This window comes from Pseudomonas sp. SWRI99 (assembly GCF_014270125.1).
Classification (GTDB): Bacteria; Pseudomonadota; Gammaproteobacteria; order Pseudomonadales; family Pseudomonadaceae; genus Aquipseudomonas; species Aquipseudomonas hamedanensis.
Genome location: NZ_JABWQR010000001.1, coordinates 86,500 through 101,246 on the forward strand (window position 1 = coordinate 86,500; position 14,747 = coordinate 101,246).

General features: G+C 62.9%; 15 protein-coding genes. All 15 read left to right on the forward strand.

Translation table 11 applies throughout. From position 1 onward, the window contains the following. The first annotated feature begins 29 nt into the window (after nucleotides 1-29). The 15 genes from HU743_RS00340 to HU743_RS00410 are packed head-to-tail and all read left to right on the forward strand — an operon-like array spanning nucleotide 30 to nucleotide 14,724. A complete protein-coding gene (locus HU743_RS00340; protein ID WP_186549476.1) occupies nucleotides 30-764 on the forward strand; it encodes a glycosyltransferase family 2 protein in 735 nt (244 codons plus the stop codon). Continuing rightward, nucleotides 761-1,708 carry a glycosyl transferase gene (locus HU743_RS00345; protein WP_186646056.1) on the forward strand — a complete coding sequence of 316 codons (948 nt, stop codon included), beginning with the start codon at nucleotides 761-763 and terminating at the stop codon, nucleotides 1,706-1,708. Before HU743_RS00340 ends, HU743_RS00345 begins: the two co-directional genes overlap by 4 nt. Next, a complete protein-coding gene (locus HU743_RS00350; RefSeq protein ID WP_186646058.1) occupies nucleotides 1,689-3,233 on the forward strand; it encodes an aromatic amino acid ammonia-lyase in 1,545 nt (514 codons plus the stop codon). The genes HU743_RS00345 and HU743_RS00350 overlap by 20 nt, the downstream gene beginning before the upstream one ends. Next, nucleotides 3,226-3,651, forward strand: coding sequence for an acyl-CoA thioesterase (locus HU743_RS00355; protein ID WP_186646060.1), 426 nt, complete (start codon nucleotides 3,226-3,228; stop codon nucleotides 3,649-3,651). The genes HU743_RS00350 and HU743_RS00355 overlap by 8 nt, the downstream gene beginning before the upstream one ends. Next, on the forward strand, nucleotides 3,648-4,250 hold the full coding sequence (locus tag HU743_RS00360; RefSeq protein WP_186646062.1) for an outer membrane lipoprotein carrier protein LolA: 603 nt from the start codon (nucleotides 3,648-3,650) through the stop codon (nucleotides 4,248-4,250). Before HU743_RS00355 ends, HU743_RS00360 begins: the two co-directional genes overlap by 4 nt. Continuing rightward, entirely contained in the window at nucleotides 4,234-6,564 is a 2,331-nt protein-coding gene (locus HU743_RS00365; protein WP_186646064.1) for an MMPL family transporter, read from the forward strand. The genes HU743_RS00360 and HU743_RS00365 overlap by 17 nt, the downstream gene beginning before the upstream one ends. Beyond that, a complete protein-coding gene (locus HU743_RS00370; protein ID WP_186646066.1) occupies nucleotides 6,561-7,724 on the forward strand; it encodes a sodium:proton antiporter in 1,164 nt (387 codons plus the stop codon). Before HU743_RS00365 ends, HU743_RS00370 begins: the two co-directional genes overlap by 4 nt. Further along, a complete protein-coding gene (locus tag HU743_RS00375) occupies nucleotides 7,711-8,958 on the forward strand; it encodes a tryptophan 7-halogenase (protein ID WP_186646068.1) in 1,248 nt (415 codons plus the stop codon). Before HU743_RS00370 ends, HU743_RS00375 begins: the two co-directional genes overlap by 14 nt. Continuing rightward, nucleotides 8,955-9,680, forward strand: coding sequence for a class I SAM-dependent methyltransferase (locus HU743_RS00380; RefSeq protein WP_186646070.1), 726 nt, complete (start codon nucleotides 8,955-8,957; stop codon nucleotides 9,678-9,680). Before HU743_RS00375 ends, HU743_RS00380 begins: the two co-directional genes overlap by 4 nt. Then, the gene (locus HU743_RS00385; RefSeq protein WP_189684773.1) at nucleotides 9,680-10,294 is read left to right on the forward strand and encodes a hypothetical protein; all 615 of its coding nucleotides are present in this window, start codon (nucleotides 9,680-9,682) and stop codon (nucleotides 10,292-10,294) included. Before HU743_RS00380 ends, HU743_RS00385 begins: the two co-directional genes overlap by 1 nt. Further along, nucleotides 10,291-11,487 carry a beta-ketoacyl-[acyl-carrier-protein] synthase family protein gene (locus HU743_RS00390; RefSeq protein WP_186646072.1) on the forward strand — a complete coding sequence of 399 codons (1,197 nt, stop codon included), beginning with the start codon at nucleotides 10,291-10,293 and terminating at the stop codon, nucleotides 11,485-11,487. The genes HU743_RS00385 and HU743_RS00390 overlap by 4 nt, the downstream gene beginning before the upstream one ends. Then, the gene (locus tag HU743_RS00395; protein ID WP_186619620.1) at nucleotides 11,484-11,948 is read left to right on the forward strand and encodes a hotdog family protein; all 465 of its coding nucleotides are present in this window, start codon (nucleotides 11,484-11,486) and stop codon (nucleotides 11,946-11,948) included. The genes HU743_RS00390 and HU743_RS00395 overlap by 4 nt, the downstream gene beginning before the upstream one ends. Then, nucleotides 11,941-12,669, forward strand: a complete 729-nt coding sequence (gene fabG, locus HU743_RS00400) for a 3-oxoacyl-ACP reductase FabG (protein WP_186646074.1) — start codon at nucleotides 11,941-11,943, stop codon at nucleotides 12,667-12,669. Before HU743_RS00395 ends, fabG begins: the two co-directional genes overlap by 8 nt. After that, the gene (locus HU743_RS00405) at nucleotides 12,669-13,895 is read left to right on the forward strand and encodes a beta-ketoacyl-ACP synthase (protein ID WP_186646075.1); all 1,227 of its coding nucleotides are present in this window, start codon (nucleotides 12,669-12,671) and stop codon (nucleotides 13,893-13,895) included. The genes fabG and HU743_RS00405 overlap by 1 nt, the downstream gene beginning before the upstream one ends. 25 nt (nucleotides 13,896-13,920) lie before the next feature. Further along, nucleotides 13,921-14,724: a hypothetical protein gene (locus tag HU743_RS00410; RefSeq protein ID WP_186549499.1), complete on the forward strand. Its 804-nt coding sequence runs from the start codon at nucleotides 13,921-13,923 to the stop codon at nucleotides 14,722-14,724. Nucleotides 14,725-14,747: the final 23 nt, after the last annotated feature.

The window sequence follows — 14,747 nt, forward strand, 5'->3', positions numbered from 1 at the left end:
GCTCCCTCGCCACAAAGGGGATGTGTTCCATGCATAACCCTTGTGCCGTGATCCCGGTCTACAACCACGAAACCGCAATCACCACCGTGGTCGATGCCCTGCTCGCCCAAGGCCTGCCATGCATTCTGGTGGACGACGCCAGCGAGCCTTCCTGCGCCCGGGTACTCGACACCCTCGCCGGACGCGACAAGGTCTTTCTGGTACGTCTTACGGTCAATCAAGGCAAGGGCGGCGCGGTGATGACCGGTCTGCGCGAAGCCGCGCGACTGGGTTTCAGCCATGCCTTGCAGGTCGACGCCGACGGTCAGCACGATCTGCAGGATGTCGCCCGCTTCGTCGAAGCATCCCGCGCGTACCCGCAAGCGATGATCTGCGGCTACCCACAGTTCGACGAAAGCGTGCCCAAGGGTCGCCTGTACGCGCGCTATCTGACCCATGTGATGGTGTGGATCAACACCCTGTCGTTGCAGATCCGCGATTCGATGTGTGGTTTTCGTGTCTACCCGCTGGCGCCGACGCTGGCGGTGATCGACTCGGCGAAAGTCGGCAAGCGCATGGACTTCGACTCGGACATTCTCGTGCGCCTGTCCTGGCGCAATCAGCCAATGCGCTGGTTGCACACCCGCGTGCATTACCCGCTGGACGGCGTGTCGCACTTTCGTCTGTGGCACGACAACGCGCTGATTTCCAGCATGCACACGCGGCTGTTCTTCGGCATGTTGCTGCGTTTGCCGGTGATCCTCTGGCGGCGGTTAAAACCATGAGCGAAGACGTCGACAACAAACACTGGGCCGACCGCGAGGAACGCGGCAGTTTCCTGCTGATGAAATTCACCGCGTTCGCCGCCAAAGTCCTCGGCCGCCGCCTGCTCAGCCCGTTGCTGTACGGCATCGTCCTGTATTTTTTCCTGTTCGGGCGCATCGCCCGGCGGAGTGCCTGGCAGTACCAGCAACGACTGGCGGACTGGAGTCATCGCGACGATTTGCGTCCGAGCCATTGGCGGGTGTTCGGCCAGTTCATGGCGTTCGCCGATTCGCTGCTGGACAAGCTCGACGTGTGGAACGGCAAGCTGCGCATCGAACAGATTGAAATCATCGACCCGGCGCTGTTGCGTAAGCAATTGCGCGGCAGTCGCGGGCAACTGCTGGTCGGCGCGCATCTGGGCAATCTCGAAGTGTGCCGGGCGCTGGCGGAGATCGGCGAAAAAGTCACCATGAACGTGCTGGTGCACACCAAGCATGCCGAGCAGTTCAACCGTTTGCTGGGCGAAGCCGGGGCGACCAATCTGCGCCTGATTCAGGTCAGCGAACTCGACCCGGTGATCATGCTGCAACTGCACGAACGGCTGGAGCGTGGCGAATGGCTGGCGATTGCCGGCGACCGCGTGCCGCTGCACGGCGGGCGCAGCGTGACCGTCGATTTTCTCGGCCATCCGGCGCCGTTTCCGCAAGGTCCGTGGTTGCTGGCCGGTCTGCTCAAGTGCCCGGTCAATCTGCTGATGTGCCTGAAACAACCCGACGGCCACTATCGCCTGACCCTCGAACCGTTCGCCGACACGGTGGCGTGGACGCGCCGCGAGCGCGAGCAGGTCATTCATCAGTGGGCCACCCGCTATGCGCAGCGCCTGAGTCACTATTGCCTCGAAGCCCCGCAGCAATGGTTCAACTTTTACCCTTTCTGGAAGACCGATGACGACGCCAACCCATGAGCCGGTAACCTTCGGCGAACGCCCTTTGCGCATCGAAGACGTGCTGGCCCTGGCCAACCGTCAGGCCCCCGTGCGGTTGCAGGATGACGCCGCCTACCGCGAGCGCATCGCCAAGGGTGCGCGTTTTCTCGATTCACTGCTGGACAAGGAAGGTGTGATCTACGGCGTCACCACCGGTTATGGCGATTCCTGCGTGGTCGCGGTACCGCTGCATCACGTCGAAGCGCTGCCGCGTCACCTTTACACCTTCCACGGTTGTGGCCTGGGCAAACTGCTCGACGCGCAAGCCACCCGCGCGGTGCTGGCGGCGCGTTTGCAGTCACTGTGCCACGGCGTGTCGGGGGTCCGGATCGAGTTGCTCGAGCGTCTGCACGCGTTCCTTGACTACGACATCCTGCCGTTGATTCCCGAAGAAGGCTCGGTCGGCGCCAGCGGCGACCTGACGCCGCTGTCCTACGTTGCCGCGACCCTGTCCGGCGAACGCGAAGTGATGTTCCGTGGCGAACGCCGTCAGGCCGTCGACGTGCATCGCGAACTGGGCTGGACGCCGTTGGTACTACGGCCGAAAGAAGCGCTGGCACTGATGAACGGCACGGCGGTGATGACCGGCCTCGCCTGCCTGGCCTTCGCCCGCGCCGATTACCTGCTGCACTTGGCCACGCGCATCACCGCGCTCAACGTGGTTGCGCTGCAAGGCAATCCGGAGCACTTCGACGAGCGCCTGTTCGCCGCCAAGCCGCATCCGGGGCAAATGCAAGTGGCCGCGTGGCTGCGCAAGGATCTGGCAATCGATGCGCCAACCGCCCCGCTGCATCGTTTGCAGGACCGCTACTCGTTGCGTTGCGCGCCGCATGTACTCGGCGTGCTGGCCGACAGCCTGAACTGGCTGCGCGCGTTCATCGAAACCGAACTGAATAGCGCCAACGACAACCCGATCATCGACGCCGAAGCCGAGCGCGTGCTGCACGGCGGGCACTTTTACGGCGGCCACATCGCCTTCGCCATGGACAGCCTGAAAAACCTCGTGGCCAACGTCGCCGACCTGCTTGATCGGCAACTGGCGCTGCTGGTCGATGAGCGCTACAACCATGGCTTGCCGAGCAATCTGTCCGGCGCACCAGCGGATCGGGCGATGATCAATCACGGCTTCAAAGCGGTGCAGATCGGCACCAGCGCCTGGACCGCCGAAGCGCTGAAGAACACCATGCCGGCCAGCGTCTTCTCGCGTTCCACCGAGTGCCACAACCAAGACAAGGTGAGCATGGGCACCATCGCCGCCCGTGATGCGATTCGCGTGCTGGAACTGACCGAACAGGTCGCCGCCGCGACCTTGCTCGCCGCCAATCAGGGCGTGTGGCTGCGCGCTCAAGCCGCCGATGCACGCCCGCTGCCCCCAGCGCTGGCCGCGATGCACGAAGAACTCGGCAAAGACTTCCCGCCGGTCATCGAAGACCGTGCGCTGGAAGGCGAGCTGCGCCTGTGCCTGCAACGCATCGCCGCACAACACTGGAGGCTGCATGCGTAGCGCCGGGGTATTGCACGCTGACACGGAAATTCTCGTGCCGTTTTTTGACGTCGACACCATGCACGTGGTCTGGCACGGGCATTACGTCAAATACCTGGAAGTGGCGCGATGCGCGCTGCTCGACAAGATCGGCCACAACTACACGCACATGGTCGAGTCCGGCTACGCCTGGCCGATTATCGACCTGCAATTGCGCTATGTGCGCGGCGCGGTGTTCGGTCAACGGCTAAACGTACGCGCGAGCCTGGTCGAGTGGGAAAACCGCCTGAAGATCAACTACCTGATCACCGACCTGGACACCGGCGAACGCCTGACCCGCGCCAGCTCGGTGCAGGTCGCCGTCGAGGTCAGCAATCGCGAGATGCAACTGGCTTCACCGAAAGTCTTCACCGATGCCGTGGAAAGGATGCTGCGATGAATGTTTTGCTTAAAGGTCTGAGCGCTTTTGCGCTGCTGGCGATATCGTCATGGGCCAACGCCTTCGACCTGCAACAGCTCAGCGAACAACTGGCGAAACCGGACGTGATCCACGGCCAGTTCACTCAGGAAAAACACCTGCGCGCCCTGCCGCAACCGCTGATCAGCAAGGGCCGTTTTGTCCTGGCGAAAAATCACGGTCTGTTGTGGCTGTTGAAAACCCCACTGCAACAGGATTACCGCATTACCGGCAAAGGCATCGCCCGGCGTGGCAACAACGGCTGGCAACTGCTGCCCAACAAGAGCGCCGGTGCCGAGCAGAACCGTCTGTTCCTCGCTGTATTGCAAGGTGACAGCAGTGGCCTGCAACGGGATTTCGAGCTGACCCTGAGCGGCACGGCACAGCAATGGAAACTGACGCTAACGCCGCGCTCACTGCTGCTCAAGCAAGTGTTCAACCAGATCAACATCGATGGCGGCACGCTGGTGCAAACCATCGAATTGCTGGAAACCCAAGGCGACAGCACCGTGCTGCGCCTGCAGGACAGCACGGCCGAGCAACCGTTGAGCGACGCGGAGCAACATGACTTTGCCGAGTGAACGCAAACTGCCCTGGCTGTTTCTGATTCTGCTGCTGGCGGTCATCGCGCTGGCCGGTTGGCAGTGGCGCAACGGTGCGCCGCTGTCGGCGAACTTGATGGAGCTGGTGCCCGGCACCCATCCCGATGCCCTCGAACTGCGCGCCGAACAGCGCATGCAGGAGCCGCTCAACCGCGAAATGCTGGTGCTGGTCGGCCACCTCGATCGCCAGCAAGCGCTGACCATGGCGCAAACGCTGGGCGAGCAATGGCAGGCCAGCGGTCTGTTCGAGTCCGTGCAGTGGAACCTGCAAGCGGACCTGCCGGCCTTGCGCACGCAACTGCTGCAAGGGCGTTTGGCGATGCTCTCGGCGGATGATCGGCAACTGCTCAGCGAGCATCCGGACGTCTTCATTCAGCAGCGGGTGCAAGCGCTGTTCGACCCATTCAACGGTTTCACCCTGGTGCCGAGTCAGGACGACTGGCTGGGCCTGACCGGGCGCATCCAGAACAGCCAGCCGAAACACGGCGCAGTGCAACTGGACATTGGCAGCGGCGCACTGGTCGCCGATGCCGACGGCAAGAGCTGGGTGCTGTTGCGCGCGCGCACCACGGGCAACGCATTCGACATGAACCTGCCGCTGCAAGTGGCAGACTTGCTCCAGCACAGTCGCAAACAGGCAGCGCAGGCCAACGTGCAGTTGCTCGCCGCGAGTGGCCTGCTGTACGCCGCCAACGGCCAGCAACAAGCCACGCGCGAAATGACCTGGGTGGGCGGCGGCGCGACGGTTGGCATTCTGCTGTTGCTGCTGTTGGCGTTTCGTCGCTGGCGCGTGTTACTGGCATTCGTGCCGGTGGTGGTGGGCATGCTGTTTGGCGCGGTGGCGTGCGTGGCGCTGTTCGGACACATGCACGTGATGACACTGGTGCTCGGCTCGAGTCTGATCGGCGTGGCCGTGGATTATCCGCTGCACTACCTGTCCAAGAGCTGGAGCCTCAAGCCCTGGCGCAGCTGGCCAGCCCTGCGCCTGACCTTGCCGGGGCTGACGCTGAGCCTGATCACCAGCGTCATCGGTTATCTGGCGTTGGCCTGGACACCGTTCCCGGCACTGACGCAGATAGCGGTGTTCTCCGCCGCCGGTTTGCTCGGCGCCTATCTGTCGGCGGTCTGCCTGCTGCCGGCGTTGCTGAAAAATGTCGAACTGCGTCCGGCGCAATGGCCGCTGCGCCTGGCCGAACGCCTGATTCATCTGCGTGAGGCGCTGCTCGGTTGCATTCGCACGCCCGTGCTGCTGGCCCTGCTGATCGCCTTCTGCGTCGGCGGCCTGATGCAATTGCAGAGCAAAAACGACATCCGCCAATGGGTCGGCGCGCCGCAGCATCTGACCGACGAAGCGCAGACAATCGCGCGCATCACCGGATATCAGCCGACCAGCCAGTTCTTCCTCGTCCGCGCCGCCGATCAGCAGCAATTGCTCGAGCGCCAGACGGCGCTGAGCGAGCGGCTGCAGCAACTGGTCAACCTCGACAAGCTGCAAGGCTTTCTGGCCCTCGATCAACTGGTCAGCGCGCCAAGCCAGCAGCAGCAAGTGCGCGAATCACTGAACAGACTGCCATCGTTCTGGCAACCGCTGCTCGACCTCGGCGTGCCAGCGTCGGCTTTGCAAAACGAACTACAGCAATTGCAAACGCTGCCAGCCGAAGACATCGACGCAGCGCTGGCCGGCCCGCTCGGCGAGCCTTATCGCACGCTATGGCTTGGCCCGACTGAAGACGGCGTCGCGGCGATCACCAGTTTGCAGGGCTTGAACAATCCATCTTTGTTGCGGGTGCAGGCGCTGGATTTGCCGGGGGTGGTACTCGTCGATCGCTTGGGTGATCTGAACAAGGTGTTCGCCGCTACGCAGATCAGCGCCGCCGAACTGAAACTCGCCTCCTGCGTGTTGATCGTGCTGGTGCTGATTCTGCCGTTCGGCCTGACCGGCGCGCTGCGCATCGTCGCCCTGCCGCTGCTGGCGGCGCTGTGCAGTCTGGCCAGCCTTGGCTGGCTCGGTCAGCCGCTGACCCTGTTCAGCCTGTTCGGCCTGCTGCTGGTGACGGCGATCAGCGTCGATTACGCGATCCTGATGCGCGAGCAGGTCGGTGGCGCAGCGGTAAGTCTGCTCGGTACATTGCTCGCGGCAGTGACGACTTGGCTGTCGTTCGGCCTGCTGGCGGTGTCCAGCACGCCGGCGGTGAGCAACTTCGGTCTGTCGGTGAGCCTCGGTCTGGCCTTCAGCTTCATGCTCGCCCCGTGGGCCGGGCGCCATGCACCTGCCGCGCAGGCAAAATCATGATGGTCTTCGGCTTCTGGTTACTGGCCTTGGCGCTGTTTGCGCTGGCGACCCGTGTCGGCCGTCATTTCGGCCTGATTCCGATCGTCAGTCAGTTGCTGCTGGCGAGCTTCGGTTTGCCGCTGCTGATGTACTTCTGGATCGAGCCGGGCTGGCAGCTCAGCGGCGCACAACTGATCGCGCCGCACTGGCTGAAAAACCTCTACAGCCTGAGCTTCGCCTTGCTGCTCGGGCACATTCTCAGCGACGTCATCGACCTGCGCCTCGACCGTCAGAGCGTAAAAATCGCTGTACCGAGTTTCGCCGTGCCGTTCGCTTGCGGGTTGGCCGTGGCGTCCTGGCTGCTGCCGACGCAGCCGTGGCTCAACTCGCTGGCAATCGGACTGGTGTTCGCGATTACCGCGATCCCGGTGTTGTACCTGTATTTGCGCCACATCGATTACCCGCCCGCCGCTACCCGGCGCCTGGTGCAGACCGCGATCCTCATCGACCTGACCTGCTGGACCCTGTTCGGCCTGGCCCAGGGCAGTCTGCACCTGAGCAGTCTGTTGCTGCCCCTGGGCATGGCGGGCGTGCCGCTGCTGTTGCGCCTGCTTCAGGTGCGCCGCCCGCTGACCTACAGCCTCGGGTTCTTCGCGCTGCTGGTGATGGCCGAGCATTACAAACTCAATGCACTGATTTTCGGCATCGGCTATCTGCTGTGCATGGCGGTACTCAAGGTGCCGCTGGTGCTGCCGTTGCCCGCACGCTGGATGAGCCGTTTGCAGACCTGGATCGCCATTCCGTTGATCCTCACCTTCGGCATCGTCCAGATCGACGTGCACAGTGCTCTCGCCAGTCTCGACGCCGGGCAATGGGCGGCGCTGCTGCTGTTGCCGATTGCCAGTAAACTGCTGGGCAACTGGCTCGGCCTCGGCTGGGCTGGCGCCTCGTTCGCCGGCGCCAGCCGTTGGCGTGAAAGCGTCTTGCTGAACATTCGCGGCCTGAGCGAAATCGTTTTTCTCAATCTGCTGCTGCAGCAACAGCTCATCACCCCGGCGCTGTACTTCGCGCTGATGCTGATGGGCCTGATCGCAACGCTACTGCCAGCGCTGATAGGTCTGCATCGCGCGCCGCTGAACCTGCCTCATCCTCTGCCCCGGAGCTCACGTGCCAATCGTTGAAATGGAATCCCGTCAGGTCGTGATCATCGGCGCCGGCCCTTCCGGCGCTATCGCCGCCGCCTTGCTCAAGCGCAAGGGCCACGATGTGCTGGTGATCGAGCGCCAGCATTTTCCACGCTTTTCCATCGGTGAGAGCCTGCTCAGCCATTGCCTGGATTTTGTCGAAGAAGCCGGCATGCTCGAGGCCGTCAATGCCGCCGGATTCCAGCGCAAGACCGGCGCAGCGTTCGCTTGGGGCGAGCGCTACAGCGCGTTTGATTTCAGCGAAACCTTCACCAATGGCAAACCGACCACCTTCCAGGTGCAACGCGCCGATTTCGACAAGCTGCTGGCCGATCAGGCAGCGCTGCAAGGCGCGGAAATTCGCTATGGCGATGCAATTGTCAGCGTCGATTTCGACCGGGCGCAACCGCAGCTCGATGTGCGCCGCGAAGACGGCAGCGCCTACCGCGTCGAAGCCGAATTCGTCCTCGATGCCAGCGGTTACGGCCGCGTGTTGTCGCGCTTGCTTGATCTAGTAGCGCCGTCGAATTTCCCGGTGCGCCAGGCCGTGTTCACCCATGTCGAGGATCACATCGACCACCCGGCGTTCGACCGCGAAAAAATCCTCGTGACCACCCACCCGCTGCACCGCGATATCTGGTTCTGGACGATCCCGTTCAGCAACGGGCGTTGCTCGGTGGGCGTGGTGGCGGCCGCCGAGCACTTCAATGGCCGCGACAGCGATCTGGACGCCTGCCTGCGCAGTTTCATCGCCGAGACCCCGAGCCTCGCCAAGGTGCTGAACAACGCGGTCTGGGACACACCGGCACGCACCCTCGGCGGCTACGCGGCCAACGTCAAGACCCTGCACGGTCCGGGCTTTGCGCTGCTGGGCAACGCGGCAGAATTTCTCGACCCGGTGTTTTCCTCCGGGGTGACCATCGCCATGCGTTCGGCGAGCATGGCGGCGGCGGTGCTGCACCGACAGTTGCAAGGTGAAAGCGTCGACTGGCAACGCGAGTTCGCCGAGCCGCTGAAACGCGGCGTCGACACCTTCCGCTGTTACGTCGAAGGCTGGTACGCCGGTACGTTCCAGGACGTGATCTTTTTCGAGGACGGTCAGGAACCGATTCGTCGGATGATCTGCTCGATTCTCGCTGGCTACGCCTGGGACGAACGCAACCCGTTTGTCAGCGAAGCCCGTCGCCGTTTGAAAATGGTTTCTGAACTCTGTGCAAAGGACGCCCCATGAACTACTTGAGCGACAGCTACGTCGAGGAAACCCGCTTCGGTTTCTGGTTCCTGCGCAGCCACACCTGGCAGCACCATGTGTTGCGCGTGGCGATCAACGATTTGCGCGGGCTGTTCAGCGCAGCGTTGCCGGAACACCCAGTGCTGCTGGATGCCGGCTGCGGCCAGGGCAAGTCGTTCGGCCATTTGCGCCAGACCTTCGCCCCGCAGCGGCTGATCGGCATCGACGCCGACCCGCACAGCCTGGCGCTGAGCGCTGAGGAAGCCGCGCGTCTGGGCCTGGACGTCGAGCTGATCGGCAGCGACTGCGCGACGCTCAAGGTCGCGGACGCCAGTGTCGACCTGTTGTTCTGTCACCAGACCTTTCACCATCTGGTGGAGCAGGAAAAGGCGCTGGCCGAGTTTTATCGGGTGCTCAAGCCCGGCGGTTATCTGCTGTTCGCCGAATCCACCGAGGCTTACATTGATACCTGGGTGATTCGCTGGCTGTTCCGCCATCCGATGCAGGTGCAGAAGAGCGCCGCTGAGTATCTAGAGATGATTCGCGAGCAGGGTTTTGAATTTGACGAGGGCAATGTCTCGTACCCGTATTTGTGGTGGAGTCGGTCGAAGGATTTTGGTTTGCTGGAGCGGTTCGGGTTGAGCAAACCCAAACCATTCGGCCAGCGCGAGGAAACCCTGGTGAATGTCGTGGCGCGCAAGCCGCTTGCAGTGGCTACCTGATGCGCCACTTTCGACCTGCTTACATCGCTCCCTGTGGAAGCGGGCTTGCTCGCGAAAGCGGTGGGTCAGCTTGCATGGATGTCGAATCTACCGACGTCTTCGCGAGCAAGCCCGCTCCCACATTGTCCTCTGTGTGGCGACTGTTGGTGGTCGGCATGCTGCTTCTGTTGAGTGCCTGCGCCAGCCAGCCACCATTGCCGGCCGGCCACCCGACGCTGCCCCTGCCGCTGCAACTGCACATCGAACGCGAGCAAGCCGGACAGCGCCAGGACTGGCTGCTGGTGATCCAGCGTGAAGGTGCCGGTATTCGCTGGTCGATGATGGACCCGCTGGGCATTCCCCAGGCGCGTCAGCAGTTGATCGATGGACACTGGCAGGCCGATGGCTTGCTGCCGCCCAATGAGGAAGCGCGCGAGCTGTTTGCGGCGTTGCTGTTCGCCCTGACGCCGTCCGCCGAGCTGCTGCGCAACTATCCTGACGCGCAACAACAGGCCGAACGTCGCGCCTTGCCTGCGCGCTGGGACGTCTGTTATGCACAATCGTTGAGTTTTCAATTGATCCTGCCCGAAGGCCCGCATTATCGCGTTTCCCAGTTAGGTGAATCGACGCCATGACCGCTTACCTGAATGCCCTCGGCGTGATCTGCGCGCTGGGCCGCGACAAGTCTGAAGTCGCACGCAACCTGTTCGCCGGCGACTGCTCGGGGATGCGCCGCGAGTCCGGCTGGGTGGCCGAACGGACGTTGCCGGTGGCCGCCGTGCGCGGTGATCTGGCGCCGATCCCTGCGCAACTGGCCGATCAAAGCAGCCGCAACAATCAACTGCTGCTGGAGGCCGCGCTGCAGATCCGTGACGACATCGACCGCGCGATCCAGACCTACGGACCTGAGCGCATCGGTGTGGTGCTGGGCACCAGCACTTCCGGCATCGACGAGGCCAGCCGCGGTCTGGCGCATTACATTCGCGAACAGCAATTTCCCGCGCAATACGATTACCGCCAGCAGGAACTCGGCGCTCCGGCGAACTTCCTCGCCGACTGGCTGCAACTGAGCGGCCCGGCCTACGTAATTTCCACCGCCTGCACGTCCAGCGCCCGGGCGCTGATGAGCGCGCAACGCCTGCTTGATCTGGGCCTGTGCGACGCGGTGCTGTGCGGCGGTGTCGACAGTCTGTGCAAGCTGACCCTCAATGGTTTCTCTGCGCTGGAAGCCGTCTGCGACGAGCGTTGCAATCCGTTTTCGGCCAATCGCAACGGCATCAACATCGGCGAGGCCGCCGTGTTGTTCGTGATGAGCCGGCAATCGGGCGACGGCCCGGCCATCGCCTTGCTCGGTGCCGGCGCCAGTTCCGATGCGCACCATATTTCCGCACCGGAGCCGAGTGGGCGTGGCGCGCTGCAAGCGATGCAGAAAGCCCTGAGCCGCGCCCAGTTGCAGCCAGCGCAAATTCATTATCTGAACCTGCACGGCACCGCCACCCAACACAACGACGCCATGGAAAGCCTGGCGGTTGCCACGCTGTTCCCCGAAGGCGTGGCCTGTTCGTCGACCAAACCGATGACCGGCCATACCCTCGGCGCGGCCGGTGCGCTGGAAGCGGCGTTCTGCTGGCTGAGCCTGAGCGCCGCCAACCCCACTGACGCGTTGCCGCCACACGTCTGGGACGGACACGCCGACAGCCAACTGCCGTCGCTCAAGTGGGTGACAGCCCGCGACCGCCTGACGTCCATTGCACCGCGCTACCTGATGAGCAACTCGTTTGCCTTCGGCGGCAACAACGTCAGCCTGATTATCGGAGACGCCCCATGATTGCCTGGCCGCTCGCCGAACTGCTGCCCCATGCGGGCGACATGATTCTGATCGACAAGGTCCTCAGTTTCGATGACGAGCAAATCTGCACAACTCTCACCGTCAAAGCCGAGGGTCTGTTCAACCTGCCCGACGGCAGCCTGCCAGCGTGGGTCGGGGTCGAGCTGATGGCGCAAAGCGTCGCCGCCTTCGCCGGTTGCCACGCACGACAAAAAGGCAACCCGGTAGAACTGGGTTTCCTGCTCGGCACGCGCAAATTCGAGTGCAATGTCGAGGCGTTTCCGCCAGGCAGCGAGTTGACCATTCATGGCCTGCGCTCGCTGGAGGACGACAACGGCATGGGCGTTTTCGAATGCCATATCAACGGCGACGGCATTCATGCCAGCGCCCGGCTGAACGTGTTCCGTCCGCCCGAAGCCAACCAATATCTGCAACAAACCAAGGAGTCGAACGATGACTGAATCCGTACTGGTCACCGGCTCCAGCCGTGGCATCGGCCGCGCCATTGCCCTGCGTCTGGCGCAAGCCGGGCACGACATCGTCCTGCATTGCCGCAGTGGCGTGGCCGAAGCCCAAGCGGTGCAGGCTGAAATCGAAGCGCTCGGCCGCCGTGTGCGCATCCTGCAATTCGACGTGGCCGAACGCGAGACCTGCAAAAATATCCTTGAAGCCGACGTCCAAGCCCATGGTGCTTATTACGGCGTGGTGCTCAACGCCGGGCTGACCCGCGATGGCGCATTTCCGGCGTTGAGCGATGACGATTGGGACGTTGTCCTGCGCACCAACCTTGACGGTTTCTACAACGTTTTGCACCCGCTGATCATGCCGATGATCCGCCGTCGCGCCGCCGGGCGCATCGTCTGCATCACCTCCGTGTCCGGGCTGATCGGGAATCGCGGCCAGGTCAATTACAGCGCGTCGAAGGCCGGCGTGATCGGCGCGGCGAAAGCGTTGGCGATCGAGCTGGGCAAGCGCAAAATCACGGTTAACTGCGTCGCGCCGGGCCTGATCGACACGGCCATGCTCGACGAAAACGTGCCGGTGGAAGAACTGATGAAAATGATCCCCGCGCAACGCATGGGCAGCCCTGAAGAAGTGGCCGCCGCAGTGAATTTCCTGATGTCGGCGGAAGCCTCGTACATCACCCGCCAGGTCCTGGCGGTCAACGGAGGCCTGTGCTGATGAAGCGCGTCGTCGTCACCGGCATGGCCGGCATCACCTCGCTGGGCAGCGACTGGCAGACCATTGCCGGCAACTTCGCGGCCAATCGCAGCGGCATTCGCCGCATGGACGAGTGGGACCGCTTCAGCGAACTCAACACGCGCCTGGCCGGGCCTATCGATGACTTCGTGGTACCGGCGCACTGGACCCGCAAGCAACTGCGCAGCATGGGCCGGGTTTCGCGTCTGGCAGTCGGGGCAGCGGAACAAGCCCTGGCCGATGCCGGACTACTGGGCGACGAGTCGATCAAGGACGGGCGCATGGGTGTGGCGTGCGGTTCGTCCACCGGCAGCACCGACGAGATCAAGGCGTTCGGCAACATGCTGCTCAACTCGGTGGCCGAGGGGCTCAACGCCAACTCCTACGTGCGCATGATGCCGCACACCACTGCTGCCAATATCAGCATTTTCTTCGGCCTCACTGGTCGCCTGATCCCGACGTCCAGCGCCTGCACCAGCGGCAGCCAAGGCATTGGTTACGCCTATGAGGCGATCAAGTTCGGGCGCTTGCCGTTGATGCTCGCCGGCGGCGCCGAAGAGCTGTGCCCGACCGAAGCCATGGTCTTCGACGCGCTCTACGCCACCAGCCTGAAAAACGATGCACCGCAGACCAGTCCGCGCCCCTACGACAAGGGCCGTGACGGTCTGGTCATCGGCGAAGGCGGCGGCATGCTGGTGCTCGAAGAACTGGAGCATGCGCTGGCGCGTGGGGCGCATATCCACGCCGAGATCGTCGGTTTCGGCAGCAATGCCGATGGCCAGCACACCACCCGCCCGGAACAGCTGACCATGCGTCGCGCCATGGAGCTGGCGCTGGAAGACGCCGGGCTGACACCGGAGGCCATCGGTTATGTCAATGGCCACGGCACGGCTACAGAACAGGGCGACATTGCCGAAACACTGGCGACCAGTAGTTTGTTTGGGGAGCGCATGCCAATCAGTTCGCAGAAAAGTTTCCTTGGCCACACGCTGGGAGCCTGCGGCGCGCTGGAGTCATGGTTCAGCATCGAGATGCTAAATCGCGACGAGTACGTGCACACGTTCAACCTCGACGAGGTCGATCCGCACTGCGGCAAGCTCGACTACCTGCGCGGCGAATTCCGCCAGATGCATCACGACTACGTGATGAACAACAATTTCGCTTTTGGTGGCGTCAACACCTCGTTGATTTTCCGCCGCTGGCACTGACCGCAAGACATTTGGAGTGAAGGGAATGACTCAGTTTTACCGCATCGCCGCCCTGCTGGCCCTGGCCTTTGTACTCGGCGGTTGCACCAGCAAACCGGTGTATAACGCCAAGGAAGAGTTCTCGCCCAACCTCGGTTTCACCCAGCAACAGATGAGCCGCGCGATCGTCACCGCACTGAACGACCGTCAATGGGTCGTGCAATCGGTGCGTCCGGGCATGATCAAAGCCGCCATCACCGTCCGCGGCCGCCATCACGCCGAAGTCGATATTCCGTTCACCCCGACCTCGTTCGAAATCGACTACCGCAGCAGCTACGGCCTCAACGCAAAGGACGGCAAAATCCACGGCAACTACAACCGCTGGGTCAACCGCCTGCGCGACAACGTGCTGAAAGAGCTGTCGATCAACCCGGACATCGAGTACGTGAACAACCTTGGCATCATCAAACAGGGCGCCGACGAGCCGACTTACCTGAGCTTTCGCGAGGGCGTCAAACGCGCCACCGACGCCGGCCTGCTCGACGGCAGCGTGAAGTTCTATCTGGCGGGCGAAACCCTGCCAAAACAGGTGCGCAAACTCGATACCGTGAGCAGCAGCCGCAAGACCAACGGCTCGAACAAATCCGACGAAGACGCCTGCTTCTGGGCTTTGCAATCAGCCCTGGCAACGCTGCAGGACGCCGCGAAGAAAGCCGATGCCAACGCCGTGATCAACATCGCCAGCGTCGACCAGCGCGACCTGTACAAAGACACCGAAAAATTCCAGTGCCGCGCCGGGCTGGTGGTGTCGAGCGTGGCGTTGCGCGGTGATTTGGCGCACGTGGATTGATTGGACAGTAGAAACAACAAAGG